The organism is Virgibacillus siamensis (assembly GCF_039522605.1).
Taxonomy (GTDB): Bacteria; Bacillota; Bacilli; order Bacillales; family Amphibacillaceae; genus Lentibacillus; species Lentibacillus siamensis.
Genome location: NZ_BAAADS010000001.1, coordinates 126249 through 150241, shown reverse-complemented (window position 1 = coordinate 150241; position 23993 = coordinate 126249). Strand labels below are relative to the sequence as shown.

The following is a 23993-nucleotide window of genomic DNA, read 5'->3' as shown; positions in this document are numbered from 1 at the left end:
GAGGTGAGACGATGCGAAAGAATGTAATTGCTGCAAACTGGAAAATGAATAAAGTACTGTCAGAAGCAAATCAATTTGCCGATGCTGTCGTAGATAAAGTGCCAGCCGATGACAATGTGGAAGCAATTGTTTGTGCACCATTTCCATTTTTGCCGGCACTCGTTGAAAAAACGAAAGGATCGCCAATTAAAATCGGTGCGCAAAACATGCACTTTGAAGAAAATGGTGCATTCACCGGTGAGGTCAGCCCTGTGATGCTGCGGGATTTGGGTGTCACCCATGTTGTTATCGGTCATTCCGAACGCCGCGCATATTTTGCCGAAACCGATGAAACGGTAAATAAAAAAACACATGCAGCGTTTAACCATGTGCTTACACCAATTATCTGTGTCGGTGAAACGCTAGAACAACGAGAAGCAAATGAAACAAAAGATCATATTGAAAACCAGGTACGTAAAGCACTGGAAGGACTGACTGACGAACAGACTGCTTCGGTAATTATTGCTTATGAACCAATCTGGGCAATCGGTACAGGTAAAACAGCGTCAAGTGAGGATGCCAATGAAGTGTGTACACACATCCGCAGCGTTTTGAAAGAAATCACGTCAGAGGATGTTGCCGAAAAAGTTATTATTCAATATGGCGGAAGTGTTAAGCCGGCAAACGTTGATGAACTGCTGGCACAATCGGATATTGATGGTGCATTAGTCGGCGGTGCAAGCCTTGAAGCAGAATCATTTTTCAAACTTGTGGAGGCTGGAACGAAATGAAGCAGGATCAATTAGCTGCACTAATCATCCTGGATGGGTTTGGCATTCGGGATGAAGAAAAAGGGAACGCAGTTAAACAAGCGAACACACCAAATTTTGATCGGTTTTGGAAACAATACCCGCATAATCAGCTGAATGCCTCAGGTGAAGCAGTCGGTCTTCCGGAAGGCCAAATGGGGAATTCGGAAGTAGGCCATTTGAATATCGGTGCCGGACGTATTGTTTATCAAAGCCTGACCCGTGTGAACCTGTCAATCAAGGAAGGCGACTTCTTTGAAAAACAAGCGTTTCTGAAGTCAATCAAGAATGCAAAAGAAAATGGTAAAGCACTGCACATTTTCGGGCTCCTGTCAGATGGCGGTGTGCACAGCCATATCCGTCACTTGTTTGCACTGCTGAAATTGGCGAGTGACAACGGCTTACAGGATGTATACGTTCATGCATTTTTGGATGGACGCGATGTTGGGCAACAAACTGCAAAAAAATACATCAAAGCGACACAGGACAAAATGAACGAATATGGGGTCGGAAAGATTGCGACTATTTCCGGCCGGTATTACTCGATGGACCGGGATAAACGATGGGATCGTGTCAAAAAGGCGTATGATGCCATGGTATATGGTGAGGGACCAAGCTATCGGGATCCATATGACGTCATTGACGATTCCTATGAAAATGGTATCTATGATGAATTCGTTATTCCGTCGGTGCTGATTGATGAAAATAATGAGCCGGTCGGGAAAGTTCAGGACGGGGATTCCATTATTTTTTACAACTTTCGGCCGGATCGGGCAATTCAAATTTCCCGCACGTTTGCCAATGAAGATTTCCATGACTTTGACCGCGGGGAGGGCGTACCAAAACATCTGGATTTCGTAATGCTGACTAATTTCAGTGAATCGGTTGACGGCTATGTTGCGTATGAGCCGGTAAACCTGGATAATACAGTCGGCGAAGTGCTTTCTCAAAACGAAATGAACCAGCTTCGCATCGCAGAAACGGAAAAGTATCCGCACGTTACGTTTTTCATGAGTGGCGGGCGTGAGCAGGAATTTCCCGGCGAAAAGCGTGTATTAATTGATTCGCCAAAGGTTGCTACGTATGATTTGAAGCCGGAAATGAGTGTATATGAAGTGACAGATGCACTTCTGCAGGAACTCGATTCCCAACAGAACAATGCAATTATTTTAAATTTCGCCAATCCGGATATGGTTGGTCATTCCGGTAAACTTGAACCTACTATCAAGGCGATTGAAGCCGTTGATGAATGTCTCGGGAAAGTCGTCGATAAAATTCTTGAGCTTGGCGGAAATGCTATCATTACGGCCGATCACGGCAACTCGGATGAAGTGGTCACAACTGAAGATGAACCGATGACCACACATACGACAAACCCGGTTCCGGTAATTGTCACGAAAGAAGGTGCTGAGCTCCGTGACGGCGGAATTTTAGCAGATTTATCACCAACATTATTGGATTTACTGGATGTAAAAAAATCCGATGAAATGACCGGTGAATCATTAATTAAAAAATAATTCATGGTAAACTATATTAAAGTAAACCAAGGGAGCGATTGTGATGCCATATATTACAGACGTATATGCACGTGAAGTGTTGGATTCAAGAGGTAATCCAACAGTCGAAGTAGAAGTATCCACTGAGTCCGGTGCTTTTGGTGCCGCACTGGTGCCAAGTGGCGCATCAACAGGTGAATACGAAGCAGTTGAACTTCGCGATGAGGACAAGAACCGTTATCTCGGCAAGGGTGTTGAAAAAGCAGTGCAAAATGTCAATGATGTCATTGCACCTGAATTGCTTGGAGTTGACGTAACCCGCCAGAATATCATTGACCAAATTATGCTGGAACTCGATGGTACAGATAACAAGGGAAACCTTGGTGCCAATGCTATTCTTGGTGTTTCCATGGCTGTTGCTCATGCAGCTTCAAGCTATCTGGGGTTGCCTTTGTACAACTATCTCGGCGGATTCAATGCAAAAACATTGCCAACCCCAATGATGAACATCTTAAATGGGGGCGAGCATGCCGATAACAATGTGGACATTCAGGAATTTATGATTATGCCTGTCGCTGCTCCAACATTTAAGGAAGCGCTGCGCACCGGTGCCGAAATTTTTCATGCATTGAAGAAAGTATTGAAATCAAAAGGCTATAATACTGGTGTAGGTGATGAAGGCGGATTTGCACCAAATTTGAAGTCCAATGAAGAGGCGCTGCAAACAATTGTGGAAGCAATTGAAGCTGCCGGATATAAACCTGGTGAAGAAGTAAAACTTGCCATGGATGTTGCCTCATCTGAAATTTATGATGACGGCAAGTACAACTTGAAAGGTGAAGGGGTTGTCCGCACATCTGCTGAAATGGTTGACTGGTATGAAGAGCTTATTCATCATTATCCAATTATTTCAATTGAAGATGGTCTCGATGAAAATGACTGGGAAGGTCACAAGCTGCTGACCGACCGCATCGGTGATCGAGTACAACTGGTTGGTGATGACTTATTCGTTACCAACACAAGTAAATTGGCACATGGAATCGAACAAGGTGTCGGCAACTCCATTCTTGTCAAAGTGAACCAGATTGGAACGCTGACTGAAACATTTGCAGCAGTTGAAATGGCTAAGCGTGCCGGCTATACCGCGGTAATCTCACATCGTTCCGGTGAAACAGAGGATGCAACCATCGCTGACATTGCAGTTGCAACGAACGCCGGACAAATCAAAACCGGTGCACCGTCCCGGACTGACCGCGTTGCCAAATATAACCAGCTGCTCCGGATTGAAGACGAACTCGCCGGCATGGGCGAATACGGCGGTTTAAATTCATTTTATAATTTAAAATAAGGAAAGAGACGGACAGTGTTGTCAACTTTATAAAATTGATACAGTTAAAAGAGCGGAACTTTCCGCTCTTTTTTATTCGGCAACATTCGGGTGGTGCCGGGCACCACCCGAATGTTCACGTGCGAACTCCGCCCCAAACGTGCGAACTCCGCCCCAAACGTGCGAACTCCGCCCCAAACGTGCGAACTCCGCCCCAAACGTGCGAACTCCGCCCCAAACGTGCGAAGGTTAAAAATGTCTCCACCACAAATATGTTCCTATGCAACAGCACCCCGGTTAAAGTTGGAGAACTCTCACATAGGACAAACCCTAACCGGAATACAGTATGGGTGTAACAGCTTTAAAAAGGGGTGAACCTTATGGCGAAAAAGGTTCTCGTGTTTGGGGACATTGGCATTGACGATACAATTACGCTCATTTATTCTTACTTTAATGATAAGATTGATGTAGTTGGTGTTGTCGCAGATTATGGAAACATTCCGAAAGAAAATGCTCTGGCGAATGTAAATTATATCCGTAATCTGCTGGATATCGAAGAGGATATACAAGTTATCGGTGGCGCACAACATCCAATGACAGGTGAGAATCCAGCATATTTCCCGGAAATTCATGGGGAGTACGGGCTTGGACCAATTATTCCACCGGAAGCCGAAGAAAATGGAATTGTGGAAAACTTTTTTGAAGTGGTTGATATAATTAAGGAATATAAGGATGACCTGATTATTGTAAATATAGGCAGACTCACTTCACTTGCAACGTTGTTCATTCTGTATCCATCATTGATGAATAATGTCAACCGGTATAATCTTATGGGAGGTGCGTTCTGGGTTCCTGGCAATGTTACGGCAGTGTCGGAGGCGAATTTTTACGGAGACCCTATTGCGGCACAGATTGTATTAAAATATGCTCAAAATGTGACTATTTTTCCATTGAATGTAACGCAAAAAGCAATCGTGACACCAAAAATGACTGATTATATTGACCGTGTAGGCGGCTTAGATATTATCAAGCCGATGCTGGATTATTACTATAAATATTATAAAAAAGTATATCCTGACATAAAGGGCGCCCCGCTGCATGATGTTCTGACACTGATGGCTGTTGTCAAGGAAGATATGTTTACCTATCGGGTATTTCCAGTTAAAATTGTTCAACAAGAAACAGGGGCAGCACGCGGGCAGAGCATCGCCAATATTAGGCCAAATGGAAACATGAGCAATAATTCAGCAGTCAAACCACACCGGATTGCTTTTGGTTTAGATTACAAAAAGTTTTATATCGATTTTATGACGACAATGACTGGTCAACAGTCCAGTCAGTGATTTTAAAAAAGGGTGATCATCATCGAACTACTGGATGCTATTAAACAACGCAGATCTATTCATCGTTTTAAAGAGATTGAAGTCGACCTGGCAATTTTGAAAAAAATATTGTCATACGGAACCTATGCTCCGACGCATTACATGAATGAACCTTGGAAGATAAAACTCTATCAACAAGAAGGAAAGCGACAATTTATCAGTTCAATTTTGGCAAGTTATCAGCGAATCGGAATGCTGAAAACTGATAACAATCCGAAGACGGTGAAAATGACTGAATCAATGCGGAAGTTTCTCATGAAGATCCCGCACCATGCTTTGATTTATGTTGAAAAAAACGAAGATCCCGTCCGCTATGAGGAGGAGTATGCCTCAGTTTGTGCGTTTATACAAAATGCTCAGCTTGCTGCCTGGCAATATGGTGTGGGAATGCTCTGGACAATCACCCCCTACATGCATGACAGCGGTTTCCTTGAAGATATTGGCTTGGATAGTGAAACGTTTAAGATTGCAGCAGTCATGCAAATTGGCTATCCCGAAAAGATTCCCCGTGATAAAGGACGTACACCGATTGAGGGGAAGCTGGAGGTAATATCGGATTAACTTGCAGGATTGTGTGGCACGCTTTATATCGATAGGATAGCTAATATATCGGCAGGAGAAAAATTATATCGACAGAACAGCAGATATATCGACAAAAAAACATATATCGACAGAACAGAGACACATCAACAACAAAATGCCCGGACATACCTGTTGTCCGGGCAAATTATAATCTTACTCTGTCTTTTCTTTCACAAATTGAACAACTTCTTCTGCAGTTCCCATTGATAAGAATTTATCTTTATATGATGCCATTTTTTCCTTTGACAGTCCGCGGATTTGAGTGCGGGCCGGCAGAATGGATGTTGCGCTCATGCTGAATTCGTCCAGGCCAAGTCCTAGCAGTATTGGGATTGCGATTGAATCACCGGCCATTTCACCGCACATGCCAACCCATTTGTTCTCTGCATGTGCTGCTTCAATAACACTGCTTACCAAATTCAGGATTGCCGGGTGGTATGGCTGATACAAGTATGAGACGCGTTCGTTCATGCGATCGGCTGCCATCGTGTATTGAATCAGATCATTCGTTCCAATACTGAAAAAATCCACTTCTTTGGCGAATTGTTTGGCTGTTACTGCGGTGGATGGAATCTCAACCATAATGCCGACTTCGATTTGATCGGAAACTTTTATGCCTTCTTGCTTCAAGTCTTCTTTTTCATCCGACAGAATTGCTTTTGCCTGGCGGAACTCCTCAAGTGTTGCAATCATTGGAAACATGATTTTCAGGTTGCCATGAACACTTGCGCGCAGTAACGCACGTAATTGAGTACGGAATACATTCTCATTTTCCAGGCAAAACCTGATTGCCCGAAAGCCGAGGAATGGATTTAATTCTTTCGGAAGATCCAGATAGCTTAATTCTTTATCACCGCCAATGTCCAATGTGCGGACGACAACCGGTTTATCACCCATCTGTTCAAGCACAGACTTGTACGCGTCGTATTGTTCTTCCTCTGTGGGCAGTTCATTTTTGCCCATGTACAGAAATTCCGTCCGATAAAGGCCAATTGCTTCACCGCCATTGTTAAGAACACCTGCTACATCTTCAGGCGTGCCAATGTTTGCACCAAGTTCCGCCTGCTCTCCATCAGCAGTGATGGTTGATTCATCTTTCAACTTGGCCCATTCTTCTTTTTGTTTCGCAAAGGATTCCTGTTTTTGTTTGTATGTTGCGAGTTCATCATCAGTTGGATTAACAATCACATTTCCTTCGATACCGTCAACAATAACGATGTCATCGTTATTAATGTCAGTTGTAACTTTTTTTGTTCCGACAACAGCCGGAATTTCCAGCGACCGCGCCATGATAGCCGAGTGTGATGTGCGACCGCCAATGTCGGTTGCGAATCCTTGTACAAATTGGCGATTCAGCTGGGCGGTATCCGATGGTGTCAGGTCATTGGCGATGACGACAACTTCCTCATCGATAAGCGCAGGATCGGGGAAACTTGCTCCAAGTAAATGCGCCATTACCCGCTTTGTAACATCATCAATGTCTGCAGCACGCTCCCGCATATATTCATTATCCATAGTTTTGAACATATCGATAAACATGTTGGCCGTTTCGTCAAGTGCCGCTTCTGCCATCACATTTTCAGTTTTAATTTTTTCCTTAATTGGGTTTATCAGTTCCGGATCACTTAAAACAAGCAAATGTGCAGAAAAAATCTCCGCATGTTCGTCGCCGATTTCCTTTTTCGTATGTGCTTTTATTTTTTCCAGTTCGTCTTTTGATACGTCGAGTGCTTTCTCCAGACGTTCTACCTCTGTGTTGGGATTATCAATCGTCTTTTTCTCAAATGACAGATCCGGTGCAGTAAGCAAGTATGCCTTGGCGATTGCTATACCGTTCGATGCAGCTATTCCTTGAATCATACAAAACCAACCCTTCAAATTCAGTTTATTCCACCCTATATTTTACTTTTTTCTGCTTAACGGTTCAAGCATTGCGACCCATGTGTGCCTCCATCCAATGGAGTATGTCATCGTAAACCAGATCACGGTTTTTTTCATTTAGTAATTCATGTCTTCCCTGGTCAAATAACATTACTGTGGCATCCTCAACTCCCGCATCACGATAAAGTCCGGCTGTTTTCCAGACACCTTTTCCATAGTTGCCGACTGGATCTTCACTGCCGCTTATGAAGAACATTGGCAGGCTGGGGCGGACGGATTGGATGTTTTTCCGGTTATGAATCGTAATGAGTCCTGTCATTAAATCATAGAAAAACCGGGCTGTCGGAATATGACCGCACATCGGGTCCTCCATATACGACTGCACCACTTTTCTGTCACGTGAAAGCCAGTCAAAATTCGTTCGCTTGTTTTTAATCCGTTTCGTGTACGAACTGAACGCCAGCGAATTCATTAAAGGTGATTTTTCTTTCGGCGGAAGAGTGGAAGCAATCAGCTTGGCGGCATGGCTTGTCAGCTTTGAAAAATATCCGGTGCCTGACAAAATCACTCCATCGATCATGCCGCTTTGTCGGCTGATATAGTTACGGATCAAAAAAGATCCCATGCTGTGTCCGAGCAGAAATAAGGGTGTATCCGGGTAATCCAGCTTGATTAGTTTTGTTACTTCAAACAGATCCGTTGTAGCCCGTTCAAAGCCATCCTGTTCGGCAAGGTATCCATACAAACCCTGTTGTTCTGCTGTTTTCCCATGTCCACGGTGATCATTACCGTATACAAAGATATGATGCGACCGTAAAAATTCAGCAATTTCATTGTACCTGTTAATATGCTCGACCATGCCGTGGGCAAGCTGGACGATGGCCGCCGGTTTTGTTGAAGGGTCGAACCATTTCTTGACGTAAATCTGTACATCATCGTCCATCGTTAACCATAATGTTTCTTCCATTTTTCATCCACCCATTTCGTAATTGGTCTATTATCATGTTAAAATGAAATCAATGAAACGTCCAAAAATAAGCGAAAATAACTTGCGGTTCGATATGAAATTATGCTAAGGTACTTATAGGTATTTGTCCGTTACAGGAGGTGTCATTTCATAATGACAGGGATTGTAAATATTTTATTGGTTATTGATGCAATTGTAATGATCGTACTTATTTTATTGCAGTCAGGTAAAAGTGAAGGGCTTTCCGGAGCAATTTCCGGGGGTGCCGAACAGCTCTTCGGGAAACAGAAAGCCCGCGGTGCAGATCTTGTACTGCATAGAGGAACAGTTGTAACTGGGGTGCTGTTTTTCGTGTTAGCTTTTCTAAGTGGATATATTGTGTAAAGAAAACCCTTATCGCACATCATGTGATAAGGGTTTTTTAATAGGGTATGGTATTGATACCAGGAATTACTGAAGGAGATGTAGCAGAAATGAAAATAAAACTACCAAAACCATTTACGTTTGAAGCAGGCCCGCGTGCGGTATTATTATTACATGGATTTACTGGACATTCAGCAGATGTTCGCATGCTGGGTCGTTTTTTAGAGAAAAAAGGCTATACCAGTCATGCGCCAATTTACCGGGGGCATGGAAAAGAGCCTGAAGCGTTAATTAAAGCAAATGCGGCGCAATGGTGGGAAGATGTTGAGAATGCCTATAACCATTTGAAAGAGCTGGGTTATAAAGAAATTGCCGTGGCTGGATTATCGCTTGGAGGTGTTCTTACCCTAAAACTTGCCTACTCCAATCAGGTGAAGGGGCTTGTTACAATGTGCGCACCGATGTTTTTTGACAATGAAACAGAACTGACGAAGGGGTTCCAGGCAAAAGCAAAAGAATTCAAGCAGCTTGAAGGAAAAGATGCGGAAACGGTTGATCAGGAAGTCAATGAATTGCTTGATAATTCAGCAGAAATGTTTCGGGATCTTGGTAAATTCATAACAGAAGTAAAAAACAATGTTGATACAATCTATTCGCCTGCGTTGGTTGTCCAGGCTGGTCAGGACGAAATGATCAACACAGACAGTGCAAACTATATATACGAAAATATTCAATCCGATCAAAAAGACTTGAAATGGTATGAAAATTCCAGCCATGTGATCACGATGGGAAAGGAAAAAGAACAGTTGTACGAGGATATTTACCGTTTTCTTGAGTCCCTTGACTGGAGCGAATGATTATAATGGTGAAAAATCGTGAACAATACTATGGAAAGAAGGTGAACGAATGAGTGAAGCAGTAAAAGAAAGATTACGTGATTATTTTAATGAACACCGGGAAAAACCGTTATCTGTGAATGAATTGGAACAGGAATTGGAATTGACCGAAACAGAAGACTTTAAAAAACTTATTAAATCGCTTAATGAATTGGAAGAGACAGGGGAACTTGTCCGAACCCGGAAAAATCGTTTTGGATTACCGGAAAAAATGAATTTGATCCGGGGCAGAATCCAAATGCATGCGAAAGGTTTTGCATTTTTAATCCCGGATGATGACAACCAGGCCGACATTTATATCCATCATTCTGATATGGGGTCGGCGATGAACAATGATACGGTACTGGTCCGGCTGGAAAAACAGAGCAATGACGGCAACAGACCTGAAGGCACGGTTATTCGGATTTTGGAACGGGCGACACATCAGGTAGTCGGAACGTTTGAAAATAATAAATCATTCGGTTTTGTGATTGCTGATGACAAACGGATTCCAAATGATATTTTTATTCCGAAAAATGCTTTTGGCGGTGCAGTTACCGGACATAAGGTAATCGTTCATATAACGCAATATCCGGAAGCCGGCAAGAGTGCGGAAGGCGAAATCATTTATATTTTGGGTCATAAAAACGATCCTGGAATTGATATTCTTTCGATCGTTCATAAGAACGGCATTAAAATAGATTTTCCGGATGAGGTTATGGATCAGGCAGCCAACACGCCGGAAGAAATTGAACCGGGTGAACTGGAAAACCGGGTCGACCGTCGTGACGAAATGATAGTTACAATTGACGGTGCGGATGCCAAGGACCTGGATGATGCGGTTTCCGTGAAAAAACTGGATAATGGCAACTACATGCTTGGTGTATATATTGCGGATGTGAGTTACTATGTGGAGCAGAATACGCCAATTGATAAAGAGGCATTTGAGCGTGGAACAAGTGTATATTTGGTTGACCGGGTGATTCCGATGATACCGCATCGCCTATCCAACGGAATATGCTCGTTAAATCCACAGGTGGACAGGCTGACACTTGGCTGTGAAATGGAGATCAATCCAAAAGGTGAAGTGGTCAACCATGAAATTTTCCAAAGTGTGATTAAAACCAATGAACGCATGACGTATAAGGATGTTAATAAAATTCTGGTTGATCACGATGCGGAAGTCCGTGATAAGTATCAGGAACTTGTGCCGATGTTCGAGCAGATGGAAAAACTCGCTTCGATTTTACGCGGTAAGCGAATGGGACGCGGGGCGATTGATTTCGATTTCAAAGAAGCACAAGTACTCGTCGATGAAAATGGAAAAGCCAGTGATGTCGTGTTACGTGAACGATCGGTTGCGGAAAGACTGATAGAGGAATTTATGCTTGCGGCCAATGAAACGGTTGCGGAACATTTTCACTGGATGGATGTTCCATTTATCCATCGGATCCATGAAGACCCGGATGAAGGAAAGCTGCAGCATTTCTTTGAATTTGTTGCAGGACTTGGCTATGCCGTGAAAGGAAAAGCAAATGAGGTTCACCCGCAGGCATTGCAGAAAATTATCGAAGGTGTGAAAGGCAAACCCGAGGAAATGATTGTGTCCAAGCTGATGTTGCGTTCGATGCAGCAGGCGAAGTACGACCCGCAGAGTGTCGGGCATTTCGGACTGGCAACCGATTTTTACACCCATTTCACTTCGCCAATTCGCCGTTATCCGGACTTAACTGTTCATCGGTTGATTCGCACGTACCTGATTGAGAAGAAAATGGATCCGCAGACAATTAAGTACTGGAAAGAACACATGCCAGAAATTGCCCGTCACACATCTGGGATGGAAAGAGCAGCGGTTGATGCCGAACGGGAAACCGATGATTTGAAAAAAGCTGAATTCATGCAGGATAAAATCGGCGAGGAATTTACCGGTGTTATCAGCTCCGTTACCAATTTCGGTTTGTTTGTCGAATTGGAAAATACCGTCGAAGGACTTGTCCATGTAAGTTACCTAACCGATGATTACTACCATTTTGATGAACGAAGCTACGCGATGATCGGCGAGCGCACCGGCAACATTTACCGTATCGGTGAAGAAGTTGATGTACGGGTCGTTCATGTAAATCTCGATGAACGTGTCGTTGACTTTGAATTGGTGGATAGCCAGCCACCACGGAAAAAAGCTAAGCAGAAAAAAGGATAAACTTTTTAATAAGCGCCAGAACACTAATGTGGACCGGACCGCCATCCGAATACGTTGCGACAAAATTCGGGTGGTGGCAGGGAACCGCATTAGTTTTTTTATGCAATAAGAAAGTATAAATACTTTCTTATTGCATAAGTCAACTAAGGCTTTCGCCATGGCTAGGCGATAAGCCCAGTTTTCTAAGAAATTTTTATAGTTGCATTTTGCAAATCATTGGAATAGAATGTAATTGTCATTATAAAAGTTGACCAAGGTAAACATTTGTTAAGCAGGACAACAAGAGGAGGCGTATGGAGTGTCACACGATGTTTTATTAGCTTTCCTGTTCACATTGATCGCCGGACTGGCAACAGGGATAGGGAGTTTATTGGCATTCTTTGCAAAAACAACCAATACGAAATTTTTATCATATGCACTTGGTTTCTCAGCAGGTGTGATGATTTATGTTTCGTTCATCGATATTTTCACGAAAGCACACGAAGCACTGATTGAGGAACTAGGAGAACAGGGTGGAAGCTGGCTGACGGTTGGTTCTTTTTTTGCAGGAATTGTTCTGATTGCCATGATTGACCGGTTTATTCCGAAACAATCAAACCCGCATGAACTGAAAAAAGTCGAGGATATGCGGAAAAACGGGAGCAAAATCCAGGATCCGGCTTTGTTGAAGATGGGTGTTTTTACTGCTTTGGCCATCGGAATTCATAACTTTCCTGAAGGGATTGCAACATTTATGTCAACACTGCAGGATCCCGCACTTGGGATTGCGATTACAATAGCTGTTGCGATACACAATATCCCGGAAGGAATCGCTGTGTCCGTGCCGATATATTATGCAACAGATGATAAAAGCAAAGCATTCCGGCTTTCGTTTTTGTCGGGTCTGGCTGAACCGGTCGGAGCAGTTGTCGGTTTTCTCATTTTGATGCCATTTTTGAACGGTATTACATTTGGTGTTATTTTTGCAGCGGTCGCCGGCATCATGGTCTTTATCTCTCTGGATGAATTGCTGCCAGCGGCTCAAAGATATGATGAAGCACACGTGTCCATCTATGGTCTGATCAGCGGAATGGCTGTCATGGCGCTGAGTTTGCTGTTGATCATTTAATTTTATCTGGAGAGTTTGGAATTCTTCTTGACTCATCATATAAGATGCTAATAAAAACACCACCACCATCGAAAACAATTGGATTTCCCAGAGGTTTTTGATAGAATAAGATTCACGCATGAAGTAGGAGGACGCACGCTATGCCAAAGGGAAATGGAAAAGCAATTGCACAAAATAAAAAAGCCCGGCATGATTATTTTATTGAAGAAACGTACGAAGCCGGAATTGTTTTGCAGGGTACTGAAATTAAATCTATACGTGCCGGACGGATAAATCTAAAGGACTCGCACGCAAGAATCAGTAGAGGTGAGGTCCATCTGATCAATATGCATATTGCTACGTATGAGCAGGGCAACCGGTTCAATCACGATCCGACACGCACACGGAAACTGCTGCTGCACCGCAAAGAAATAGATAAATTGGTTGGTCTGACGCAACAGCAAGGGTATGCACTGGTGCCATTGAAAGTTTACATTAAAAATGGTGTTGCCAAAGTGCTGATTGGCCTCGGAAAAGGGAAAAAGAAATATGATAAGCGGGAAGACTTAAAACGTAAACAAATGAAACGTGATGTTGACCGTGCCATTAAGGAGAACATGCGGTAAAAGCTTCCAGGGCTTGATTTCAGCATTCGATATGTTATAATATAGTTATCAATTGAATATTGCTCGTTCTATTCCGAGCGATTCTCCACTAAATGGGGACGTTACGGATTCGACAGGGATAGATTGAGCTCAGGCTGCGCGTCGAGGTTACGGCTCGTAAAACGTTATCGCCTATAATAACTGGCAAAGAAACAAATCAACCTGCTTTAGCAGCTGCGTAAGTAGTTCTAAAGCGATCCTTCCTGCCATCGCCCGTGTGGCAGATTGAAGGGTCTCAAATGAAGCGGGCTATACTGTCATTCGCCGTCTGAGGATGATGGTTGAAACCAATCAGACTAGCTGCTCGGAAGCCTGTTGGCAGGCTGAAGATGCAGTGAAAGATAATATACCAACTATGCGTGTAGATGCTTGAGTGGCGATATCTCTGGACGTGGGTTCGATTAGTAAATAGTCGCCTTTTGTGGCAACACAAAAGTGAAAATCCGGCTTTATCGGTGAAACCTAAGTCACTTTAAAGTGATATGGCAATGCCGAGCGGTATGTGGAGCAATCCAACAGCCGTGTATCGACTCATAGGCTGCCATCTTGGTAGTACTAGGATGTGGAATGTATACTAAAAAAGGGTAAATTAATGTTCCGCATAAGACGCTGGAGAACCTGACGAAACAGGTTCAAGATATAGTCAGTGCCATGTCGAAAGCATGGAAGAGCATGTCCCACCGTCTCCACCAATACATAATGTTGGTGGTTTTTTTATTTTGTGACTTTAAGCATATGTTTGCCGCGACGGCAAGGATATGCTTAAATAATTTTCGCCAAGAATATGCTTAAACGACAATTTAACTTTTTAAGTAATTTCTAGATGATCACTATTGTGACTTGAAACATTAGATTGCGATTTGTCAAGTTTATACTTAAAAAATATTCTTTCAGGAATACACACCTAAAAGGGTGTATGTAAGCCGTAACCTTCAAAATTTGGAAATTTTTAATTTTTATTTATTATGAAAGTCTTTAAATCCATATTAAACAAAGTCGTACCGTTTGAACTACATTTATACTGTTTCATCTTATTGGATATTTATTGTCCAAACGACCTTTTTATGGTAACAATAAAATAGAATCTTATTCCATTAACGGCCCTATTATTTAAGATTAAGAAGTAATTTTTTATTGCGCATATAATAATATGCTTATATACTAATGATTAAAGGTGATGCTGATGGAAAAAACAATAATTGAACTTGAAAATGCCGCCCAGACATTAAAGCTTTTAGGTGATAAAACACGCTTAACGATTTTAGGATTAGTAAAAGATGGTGAATGTTGTGTGTGTGAGTTTGTTGAGGTTTTGCAAATGAGTCAGCCATCTATTAGCCAGCATTTAAGGAAACTTAGGGATGCCGGTCTTGTAAAAGAACAACGAAGGGGACAATGGATTTTTTATTCGCTAAATACTTCCCATACCACATACCCAATCGTTCAACAGATATTAGAGCAAATACCTGATCAGAAAGAGAAATTACGTGCACTGGAGGATGCGGGATTACGTATTCAGTGCTGTTAGTAGGGGGGATTCATTTGGATTTGGTGATTGTAGCAACGATTATTTTTGTACTTACGCTTGTATTAGTGATTTGGCAGCCAAAAAACCTGGGAATTGGCTGGACTGCTTGTGGAGGAGCAATTTTAGCGTTAATTGCAGGTGTGGTTAATATTCAAGATGTGTTAGCCGTCACGGATATTGTTTGGAATGCCACATTGGCTTTTGTAGCAATTATTATTATTTCGCTCATACTTGACGAGATTGGCTTTTTTGAATGGGCTGCTTTACATATGGCTCGAATAGCCAAAGGAAACGGAAAGAAAATGTTTGTTTACGTGATTCTACTGGGTGCTGTTGTTGCCGCTCTGTTTGCTAATGATGGAGCTGCGCTGATTCTCACGCCTATTGTGCTCGCGATGGTAAGAAATTTAAACTTTAAAGAAAAGATGATTCTACCATTCATTATGGCGAGTGGTTTTATCGCGGATACTGCCTCGTTGCCGCTTGTTGTGAGTAACCTGGTTAACATCGTTTCTGCGGATTTTTTTGGAATTGGGTTTATTGAATATGCGACACGTATGATTGTTCCGAATTTCTTTTCCATTGGTGCAAGTATTCTGGTACTCTATCTGTTCTTTAGGAAAAGTATTCCGGAAGATTATGATGTAAATCAACTGGAAAAACCAAAGCAAGCCATCAAAGATCATAAAATGTTTCGCTTGTCTTGGGTCGTGCTTACGATATTATTGGTTGGGTATTTTGCAAGTCAACCATTGGAAATCCCGGTCTCCATTATAGCGGGTATTGTTGCGGTCTTCTTCCTAATCATGGCGAGAAGAAGTTCTGCGGTAGAGACTGTTAAAGTTGTAAAAGGAGCCCCATGGGATATTGTCTTTTTCTCTGTAGGAATGTATGTCGTCGTTTATGGGTTACGAAATGTTGGATTAACCGACGTACTTGCTAACGTTATTCAATCTGCGACAGAACAAGGATTGTTTGTTGCCACGATCTCAATGGGATTTATCGCCGCGTTTTTGTCTTCGGTTATGAACAATATGCCGACTGTAATGATAGATGCGTTGGCAATTGCTGAAACGAATACATCGGGAATGATGAAAGAAGCGTTAATTTATGCGAACGTTATTGGATCGGATTTAGGTCCAAAAATCACGCCTATCGGGTCTTTAGCGACATTATTATGGCTTCATGTTCTTTCAACAAAAGGTTTTAAAATTTCTTGGGGTTATTACTTTAAAGTGGGTATCATTTTAACGGTTCCGACCTTGTTCATTACGCTAACCGGATTATATATCTGGCTTCAAATTATTTCATAGTAACTCATATCAAAATGGACGCAAAGGAGAGTACACATGCCTAAACCAATCATTTATTTTTTGTGCACCGGGAATTCTTGTCGCAGTCAGATAGCTGAAGGATTTGGCCATAAATATCTTGGCGACAAAATTGATGTTTATTCAGCGGGTATAGAAGCCCACGGCGTTAATCCGAATGCCATTATAGCGATGAAAGAAGTGGGGGTAGACATTTCACAACAGGAATCTAAAATCATCGATGCAGGGCTGTTAAATCAAGCCGATTATGCAATTACGCTTTGTGGAGATGCAAAAGATAAATGTCCCATGACACCTCCGCATGTAAAGAGGGATCACTGGGGCTTTGATGATCCGGCCAAAGCTGAAGGAACGGAAGAAGAAAAATGGTCGGTTTTTCAACGTGTTCGAGACCAAATTGAAGCTCGTATTAAGAAGTTTGCCGAAGAAGAAAAAATAACTATTCATTAATCGGGCGCTTTTCTCTAAAAAGGATTTGTGACAATATTTATTATGAAGTTCTATGGTAAATGTTAAAATAGTCATATAATAATGTTAAATGAAAGGGGCGGTGGAATTGAAATGGCCAGAAGTTAGAAATATGTACCCGGATCAATTTGTTAAACTGAAAGTACTATCGTCTCATATTGAAAACTATTAAGAAATTATTGAAGATGTGGCTGTTATAAGACCTCTAGCAGACGAGTCAGCAACAAAAGAACTTTTAAAATCAAAAGATGTAGATTTAGTTTATCACACTTCCCATGAAAATATTGTGCTTGAATTCCGGCAAGATGTAGGATTAAGGAGATTCTACTAACATGAAAATAAAATACAAACATGGATTGTTATTAGTGGATATGACGCTAATGTATAATGGGAAAAGTAAAATGACAGTGATTATTTGATTAATCTATATTATAATTATCACAGAGGTGATAAGAGTGGATAAGGAAATTCTTGATTTGCTGACAGAAATGAACAAAGAAATGAAAAGTATGAAATCAGAAATGCATAGTCGATTTGACACTATAGAAACAAAGCTGGAAGTGTTGGGAGCCAGTTTGAATTAACGAACGAATCGAGAATCAATGAAATGGATTTTATTGTTGACAAAGTAAATAAAATGGAGAAAGAACTTTATATTACCGTAGACGCTGTAACGCCTACGGTATAATAGACCGAACCCCAACAAGAGGGGCGGCGCAAGAGCGAAAATGATCCCTCAATTGCCCATCAAGCACACGAGGGGTTATTTTTTATGGTCAGGTACTAGATTTGACTATGCTGCAATACGATCGGGCGCACTTCTTGAATAAGACGATTTATAGGAAGGGTTGATCTTTTAAGTGTTTTAGCATTCTGTCTATGTTTTATCGTTCCTCTTTTTCATTGGAGGGCCTTTAAGTGTTCCTCTACATGAATTGGGTCATAACTTTGGGGGCATTATTTATTACTAAAGATGAAGTGGCAAAAGTGTATATAGGCGATTTAACTGATTCAAACAAAGAAACTTTTCGAATAAACAGGATTAATAACAGTTTTAACTTGGATTCGACAAAAGGATATGCAGGCGTAAATATCGACTTTGAAGGTATCCTTAATGAAGATCGCGATGTGTTTTTGACCTTTTTAAGCAATCTTCAAGACTGGCTTAGTCCAGGGGATTTTTACTTACTATAGCTGTGCCAGCAAAAACCAGTGAAGAATTCCATGGTTACGGGGTTATGTAAACTAGTACTACATCCGTTTAATTTCAAAACAAATTGCAGTAGAATGAACAAAAAGGATATAAGCGAAAGGATACCTAAAATGGAAAAAATATTTAATCTAAGTACGGATAAACACTCTGACATGATTGATATTACGCCCACTATTGAACAGTGGATCCGCGATAATAATATAAAAGATGGCATTGGAGTTGTATCGTCTCTGCACACTACTGCAGGGATTACCGTGAATGAAAATGCGGATGTGGATGTAAAAACTGACATGCTGATGCGGCTTGACGAGGCCTACCCCTGGGAGCATCCCAGAGACAGGCATGGTGAGGGAAACACCGCCGCTCATTTGAAAACAAGCACCATCGGACATGCACAGACGTTGATCATTTCCGATGGCGAACTAGTTCTCGGTACATGGCAAGGCGTTTATTTTTGCGAATTTGACGGACCGAGAGCCAGTAGAAAATATATTGTAAAAGTAATTGAAGGGTAATTTTACCACTGGATTATGTCTATACTGTTGGCATTTAGTTTATCTCCTTCCAAAAAAGATTATTATCAGGATTAAGGATAAGATTAGATTCCCGCAGTGAGATTTATCGATCACGCTGGTCAATAGAACGGTTTTTAAAAAATGTATTCCATTTACGGATCGAACGTGGAATAAATAGCTATGCTGATTAGCCTTCATCACCCCAATGAATATTCTTAGATAAGAAGTGTAAAATACTTTATGTGAAAACAATAAATCATACTGGAGTGGTATTTATGGGCGAAGCTAATTACAAACCTTTAACGGCATCGGAAATTGGAGCCCTTTGGTCAACCTATATGTTGAACAGTATGACCAGTACTGTTTTTAGTTACGGGCTTGGTTATATTCAGGATCAGGATGTACGAACCCACGTTCAAGCGGCTTACGATCAAGCTATTCAAATTATGGATGATCTCAAAAGTATCTTTGCTCAGGAAAACTTCCCAGTTCCGATTGGGTTCACTGAAAAGGATGTCAATTTAAAAGCGCCGCCCTTGTTTGATGATACGTTTTATTTATCTTACAATAATACGATGGGAAAATTAGGAATCCCCCGATATGGAAGATTTCTGTCGGTGTCGACTCGTGCAGATATTCGCACCTTTTTCTCTAATTGCCTTTCAAATGCTTCCATGCAGTTTAATCAAACGACAGAAGCCCTGCTTTCAAAAGGTTTGCTTATCAGATCTCCATATATTTCAGTACCGCAAAAAGCGGAGTTTGTGAAAAACAAAAAATACATGGATGGTTATTCATTATTCAGTGATAAAAGACCCCTCAATGCGGTTGAAATCTCCCATTTAAACGCAAACATCCAGACAAATTCAATCGGTTTTATGGTATGTATCGGTTTTGGTCAAACCGCTAAATCACAATATGTCAGAGACTATATGTTAAAGGGTAAAGATATTGCAAAAAAACATATAAAAATGTTTTCTGATAAACTTCTTGAAAGTGATGTTCAATCGCCAATGGGTTGGGATGAAAGTGCGAAAAATTCAACTGAAGCTGCTTTTTCCGACAAATTAATGATGTATCATTTGAGCTTGGTATCCGCTGCCAATGTGGAAGCTTATGGCTTGTCTGTTGCGGAAAGTCAAAGGTCGGACCTTTCTTTGATTTATTCCCGCCTTATTGCTGAAGTTGGCCGGTTTGCGAAAGAAGGCGCAGATATCATGATTAAAAACGGTTGGTTGGAAGAGGTACCCCAGGCAGATAATCGGGACCAGTTAATTAAAAAGCGGACTCAAAAATAACCAGGTGTATAGATTGGACAAATGTTATGGAGGTTGTGGGATTAAGAACAAAGGCAGTACGAAAAAAGCTTGTAAACCCAACTTCTGGAATAGGTATGGAGATAAAGCAGCGGAAGAATTTAAAAGCTCAGTATCATTGCTTGGAGACATGTTTATTGTGACGCTTTCTGCCATGCGGTGTTCAGAGAAATTGCATCCGCTTACTTTTGTGCAGAACGGATCTATTCTGGAAAAACAGATGTATTTTCAAATGCTTAAAGAAGCAATTTGGCAATTTCCGGACTTAGTTATTGAAATTAGATACCTCAGGATTGAAAAAAGAAATTTAACCCATTCACCAAAAGCTCCCATAATTCAGCGAAGAGATCGGTAACTAATTTTGTAAAACGCCTTCATGACCAAAGCTATTCTTTTAATGTTACAATGAATGTTGGATACATAGAAGGGGAGGGCGTTTTATGACAACATATCCAAACATAAACGAAACAAAGGAAGTGCTGAAACAGCTGGTATCCATCCCAAGTCCATCCGGTAATACCGGCAAAGTTATCGGTTTTGTGGAGGATTACTTAAAGGACTTGCAGGTGGAGACAAATCGAAATCGTAAAGGTGGCCTGATTGCAACACTGCCCGGTAAAAAAAATGATGAACACCGGATGCTGACAGCTCATGTGGACACATTGGGCGCAATGGTTAAAGAAGTTAAAGATAATGGAAGGCTGCGCATTGACCTGATTGGCGGATTCCATTTTAATGCTGTAGAAGGGGAGTATTGTGAAATCCAAACTTCCGGCGGCAACGTGTTCACAGGAACGATTCTGATGCACCAGACTTCAGTTCATGTGTACAAAGATGCTGGCAAAGCCGAACGAAATCAGGAAAATATGGAAGTGCGGATCGATGCGGAAGTGGAAAATGCTGATGACATACGTGCACTAGGAATTGAAGTTGGCGACTTTGTAGCATTTGACCCGCGGGTACAGCTGACGGACACCGGCTTCATTAAATCGCGCCATCTCGATGACAAAGCAAGTGTTGCAGTTCTCTTACAGCTGATTAAGCGGCTGAAAGAGGAGAACGTGATGCTGCCATACACCACGCATTTTTTGATTTCCAACAATGAAGAGATTGGCTATGGCGGTAATTCGAATATTACCCCGGAAACAGTGGAATATATGGCAGTGGATATGGGTGCCATGGGTGATGGGCAGTCGACGGACGAGTATACCGTTTCCATTTGTGTAAAAGACGCAAGCGGTCCGTACCATTATGGGTTGCGAAAGCATCTTGTAAATCTATCAGAAACCAACGATATCAAGTACAAGCTGGATATTTATCCATATTACGGTTCTGATGCATCTGCGGCAATGGGGGCCGGCCACGATATCATTCACGGATTGATCGGTCCGGGAATTGATTCGTCACATGCCTATGAACGAACCCATGAAAAGTCGCTGCATCATACGGAAGAACTCCTTTACCATTACATTCAATCTGATTTGGTGGAATACTAGAAGACCTCTGGAATGGTCCGGCACACGCCGGATCATTTCTTAAAAAATATAGTTTGTATACGAATTATATTTACACAAACTTTATTTTGATGTATACTTGTAAAATATTGAATGAAGGGAGCTTGTGCCATGTTCATGAGTATGGATAAAGCCATTGGTTCTGCCTCGGTTCGTTTAAGCAAAAAAATAGCTCGGATTGTCAATCATCACTTGAAGGAATTTAACATTACGACTGAACAGTGGGCAGTGCTTCGTACATTATACGAATCAGGTTTGATTACACAAAAAACATTATCTGAGCGTTCGGATAAGGATAAGGCTACCTTGACAAAAATCCTCGACCTGCTGGAAAAGCATGCGTATACCGAACGAGTACAAAATCCGGAAGACCGCCGCTCCTTTTTAATTCAAATTACGGTAAAAGGATCGCGTCTGGTGGAAGAGGTTGGACCATATTTGAATGAGGTATATGGCGAAATTATTGAAGGTATTGACCAGGAGAAACTCTCACTCTATCAGGAAGTGTTAACCTCACTGGAACATAACATTGACACGTTATTAGTATATGAGTCGAATAGAAAGAAGGAATAGTTTTATATGAGAAATGCACCTAAGTTATGGACTTCACAGTTTTTGGCCATTGTTGTAATGGCTTTTTTATTTTTTCTTTGTTTACAATTGTTGACTGCCGGATTTCCGGCCTATATTACATCAATTAAAAATGATCCTGCCCAGGCAGGTTTAATGACCACTGTGTTTATGGCGGCTGCGATCTTAACCCGGCCGCTGATAGGTTATGTGATGCAAAAAATTGACATGAAATTAATTAGTTCACTTGCACTGGTTTTTCTAATCTTGTCCATCGCATTAAGCTATGGACAGGATTCTGTTTTTGTGCTGCTTTGTTTACGAGTATTACATGGTATCGGTTTTGGGATTGGTTCAACCATTTTTGCAACGATGGCTACCACAATCATTCCGGTTAAACGGCTTGGTGAAGGCATTGGTTATTATGGGATGGCTACAAGTATTGGAACAAGTGTAGCGCCGATGTTTGCCTTAGCAATCCTGCAGTTTATTTCCTATAATGTTATGATTATCTTGTCTGTACTGCTTACTGTAGCTGCACTAATTCTCTGTTTCTTTGTAAGAACACCTGAAATCCCGAATTCGAATAGCGGCAATTCAAAAGATATTACGTTTAAAGCGTATGTTTTTGACAAAAAGGCGTTATTTCCGTGTATTTTGACCGTGTTTTTCACGATCACATTAGGCGGAGTAATCAGTTTCCTGAGTGGACTTGGCAATGAAGCAGGTTTGCCATCTGTTTCATTATTCTTCCTTATCATGACAATTATGATGACCGTTATCCGGCCTTTTTCGGGGAAATGGTATGATAATTACGGACATAAAGTTGTGATCTATCCTGCAGTGATTTCCGGAATGATCGGATTATTTCTGTTATCGATTACCCATCATACGATGACATTGCTTGCTGCCGGGGTATTTTATGGTATTTCCTATGGGATTGTAACACCAACACTCCAGGCGATTGCAGTAGGTCTGGTGGCTAGAGAAAAACAGGGAACAGCAAACGCGATGTTCTTTTCCGCGATGGATCTGGGAATGGCAATCGGTTCAACCGGATTGGGAATGCTGGCGGCCGCTACCAGTTATCATTTTATTTATGGATTTTCGATGATTAGCATCCTCATTCTGCTGCTTATTTACAGTCTGTTTTTCACAAAAAAAGAAAAGCCGGTTGAAGCAGTGGAAAGTCAATGAAAAAAAGCAGCTATCACAGCTGCTTTTTTATAATACATATCCATATATACAAACAAAATGAAACAGACTTCCGGCTAGAATAAACAGATGGAAAATTTCGTGAAAGCCAAAATGTTTAAACGACAGGTATTTTGGCTTTTTCCAGTAAATAAGCGCGCCAACTGTGTAAAACATCCCGCCCAAAACGAGCATAAACATTCCTTCCCCGCCTATAATCGGCAGCAGGTGCGAACTGTAAAAAATGACAATCCACCCCATTGCAACATACAGAAGAGTTGATAGAAGTCTTGGTGCATGAAACCAAACTAATTTAAAGGTTACGCCGGCAATAGCGATGGCGCTAATGACTCCGAACAGTATCCAGCCGGTAGCCCCTTGCAGACTGATTAGACAAAGCGGGGTATATGTTCCGGCAATCAGCACGAAAATCATTGAGTGATCAATGCGTCGCAGAAACGCGATGACCCGGTCTTTTGCGATGACCATATGATATGTCGCTGATGCACTGTACAGGAGTATCATGCTAATTCCAAAAATGGCAACTGCAATCACGGCCAGTGCTGATTCCGATGTTTCTGCCGCTTTGATAATAAGGGCGAGCAACCCTGCAACCGAAAGAATCGCCCCGAATAAATGTGTCAGTCCATTCACTGGTTCACGAATATAAACGCTCATAAACATTAACTCCTTTATATGTAGTTTTAAAAACTATATAACAATAATATACA

At 41.6% G+C, this 23993-nt stretch carries 22 protein-coding genes, 1 other RNA gene and 1 pseudogene; 21 read left to right on the top strand and 3 right to left on the bottom strand.

Features of this window, described 5'->3' with window-relative positions:
- Nucleotides 1-11: 11 nt before the first annotated feature.
- From tpiA to ABD010_RS00765, 5 genes are all read left to right on the top strand, one after another.
- Nucleotides 12-770, top strand: coding sequence for a triose-phosphate isomerase (gene tpiA, locus ABD010_RS00785; RefSeq protein WP_343809363.1), 759 nt, complete (start codon nt 12-14; stop codon nt 768-770).
- Nucleotides 767-2305: a 2,3-bisphosphoglycerate-independent phosphoglycerate mutase gene (gpmI, locus tag ABD010_RS00780; RefSeq protein WP_343809361.1), complete on the top strand. Its 1539-nt coding sequence runs from the start codon at nt 767-769 to the stop codon at nt 2303-2305. Before tpiA ends, gpmI begins: the two co-directional genes overlap by 4 nt.
- Before the next feature lie 43 nt (nt 2306-2348).
- Entirely contained in the window at nt 2349-3632 is a 1284-nt protein-coding gene (eno, locus tag ABD010_RS00775; RefSeq protein ID WP_343809359.1) for a phosphopyruvate hydratase, read from the top strand.
- 359 nt (nt 3633-3991) lie between these two features.
- Nucleotides 3992-4954 (top strand): nucleoside hydrolase, encoded by a 963-nt coding sequence (locus ABD010_RS00770; protein WP_343809357.1) that lies wholly within the window; start codon nt 3992-3994, stop codon nt 4952-4954.
- Between the two features lie 12 nt (nt 4955-4966).
- Entirely contained in the window at nt 4967-5554 is a 588-nt protein-coding gene (locus tag ABD010_RS00765; protein WP_343809355.1) for a nitroreductase family protein, read from the top strand.
- 174 nt (nt 5555-5728) lie between these two features.
- Here ABD010_RS00765 and ptsP read toward each other — a convergent pair whose 3' ends face one another.
- Nucleotides 5729-7435: a phosphoenolpyruvate--protein phosphotransferase gene (ptsP, locus tag ABD010_RS00760; RefSeq protein WP_343809354.1), complete on the bottom strand. Its 1707-nt coding sequence runs from the start codon at nt 7433-7435 to the stop codon at nt 5729-5731.
- A gap of 64 nt (nt 7436-7499) precedes the next feature.
- Complete coding sequence (locus ABD010_RS00755) at nt 7500-8423, bottom strand: alpha/beta hydrolase (protein ID WP_343809353.1); 924 nt, start codon at nt 8421-8423, stop codon at nt 7500-7502.
- Between the two features lie 153 nt (nt 8424-8576).
- On the opposite strand from ABD010_RS00755, the gene secG reads away from it, so the two are divergent.
- The 16 genes and pseudogenes from secG (at nt 8577) to ABD010_RS00675 (ending at nt 23265) form a co-directional block, all read left to right on the top strand.
- Entirely contained in the window at nt 8577-8807 is a 231-nt protein-coding gene (secG, locus tag ABD010_RS00750; RefSeq protein WP_343809352.1) for a preprotein translocase subunit SecG, read from the top strand.
- Between the two features lie 89 nt (nt 8808-8896).
- The gene (locus tag ABD010_RS00745; RefSeq protein WP_343809351.1) at nt 8897-9643 is read left to right on the top strand and encodes an alpha/beta hydrolase; all 747 of its coding nucleotides are present in this window, start codon (nt 8897-8899) and stop codon (nt 9641-9643) included.
- 49 nt (nt 9644-9692) lie between these two features.
- Complete coding sequence (gene rnr / locus ABD010_RS00740; protein WP_343809349.1) at nt 9693-11861, top strand: ribonuclease R; 2169 nt, start codon at nt 9693-9695, stop codon at nt 11859-11861.
- Between the two features lie 298 nt (nt 11862-12159).
- Nucleotides 12160-12969: a zinc transporter ZupT gene (gene zupT, locus ABD010_RS00735; RefSeq protein ID WP_343809348.1), complete on the top strand. Its 810-nt coding sequence runs from the start codon at nt 12160-12162 to the stop codon at nt 12967-12969.
- Between the two features lie 140 nt (nt 12970-13109).
- Nucleotides 13110-13574: an SsrA-binding protein SmpB gene (gene smpB / locus ABD010_RS00730; protein ID WP_343809346.1), complete on the top strand. Its 465-nt coding sequence runs from the start codon at nt 13110-13112 to the stop codon at nt 13572-13574.
- 102 nt (nt 13575-13676) lie between these two features.
- Nucleotides 13677-14017: a transfer-messenger RNA gene (gene ssrA / locus ABD010_RS00725) on the top strand.
- 779 nt (nt 14018-14796) lie between these two features.
- Complete coding sequence (locus ABD010_RS00720; RefSeq protein ID WP_343809344.1) at nt 14797-15141, top strand: ArsR/SmtB family transcription factor; 345 nt, start codon at nt 14797-14799, stop codon at nt 15139-15141.
- Nucleotides 15142-15155: 14 nt separating this feature from the next.
- Entirely contained in the window at nt 15156-16454 is a 1299-nt protein-coding gene (locus ABD010_RS00715) for an arsenic transporter (RefSeq protein ID WP_343809342.1), read from the top strand.
- 36 nt (nt 16455-16490) lie between these two features.
- Entirely contained in the window at nt 16491-16922 is a 432-nt protein-coding gene (gene arsC / locus ABD010_RS00710) for an arsenate reductase (thioredoxin) (RefSeq protein ID WP_343809340.1), read from the top strand.
- Between the two features lie 473 nt (nt 16923-17395).
- Entirely contained in the window at nt 17396-17524 is a 129-nt protein-coding gene (locus ABD010_RS00705; RefSeq protein ID WP_343809338.1) for a hypothetical protein, read from the top strand.
- 430 nt (nt 17525-17954) lie between these two features.
- A pseudogene (locus tag ABD010_RS00700) lies at nt 17955-18180 on the top strand (sporulation protein); the annotation flags it as partial.
- An 83-nt stretch (nt 18181-18263) separates the two neighbouring features.
- A complete protein-coding gene (locus ABD010_RS00695) occupies nt 18264-18668 on the top strand; it encodes a secondary thiamine-phosphate synthase enzyme YjbQ (RefSeq protein WP_343809337.1) in 405 nt (134 codons plus the stop codon).
- 242 nt (nt 18669-18910) lie between these two features.
- A complete protein-coding gene (locus ABD010_RS00690; RefSeq protein ID WP_343809335.1) occupies nt 18911-19966 on the top strand; it encodes a DUF3231 family protein in 1056 nt (351 codons plus the stop codon).
- Between the two features lie 458 nt (nt 19967-20424).
- Nucleotides 20425-21480 (top strand): M42 family metallopeptidase, encoded by a 1056-nt coding sequence (locus tag ABD010_RS00685; RefSeq protein WP_343809333.1) that lies wholly within the window; start codon nt 20425-20427, stop codon nt 21478-21480.
- 135 nt (nt 21481-21615) lie between these two features.
- The gene (locus tag ABD010_RS00680) at nt 21616-22071 is read left to right on the top strand and encodes a MarR family winged helix-turn-helix transcriptional regulator (RefSeq protein ID WP_343809331.1); all 456 of its coding nucleotides are present in this window, start codon (nt 21616-21618) and stop codon (nt 22069-22071) included.
- 6 nt (nt 22072-22077) lie between these two features.
- The gene (locus tag ABD010_RS00675) at nt 22078-23265 is read left to right on the top strand and encodes an MFS transporter (RefSeq protein WP_343809329.1); all 1188 of its coding nucleotides are present in this window, start codon (nt 22078-22080) and stop codon (nt 23263-23265) included.
- A 27-nt stretch (nt 23266-23292) separates the two neighbouring features.
- On the opposite strand, the gene trhA is transcribed toward ABD010_RS00675, so the two are convergent.
- Nucleotides 23293-23940, bottom strand: coding sequence for a PAQR family membrane homeostasis protein TrhA (trhA, locus tag ABD010_RS00670; protein WP_343809327.1), 648 nt, complete (start codon nt 23938-23940; stop codon nt 23293-23295).
- Between the last annotated feature and the right edge of the window lie 53 nt (nt 23941-23993).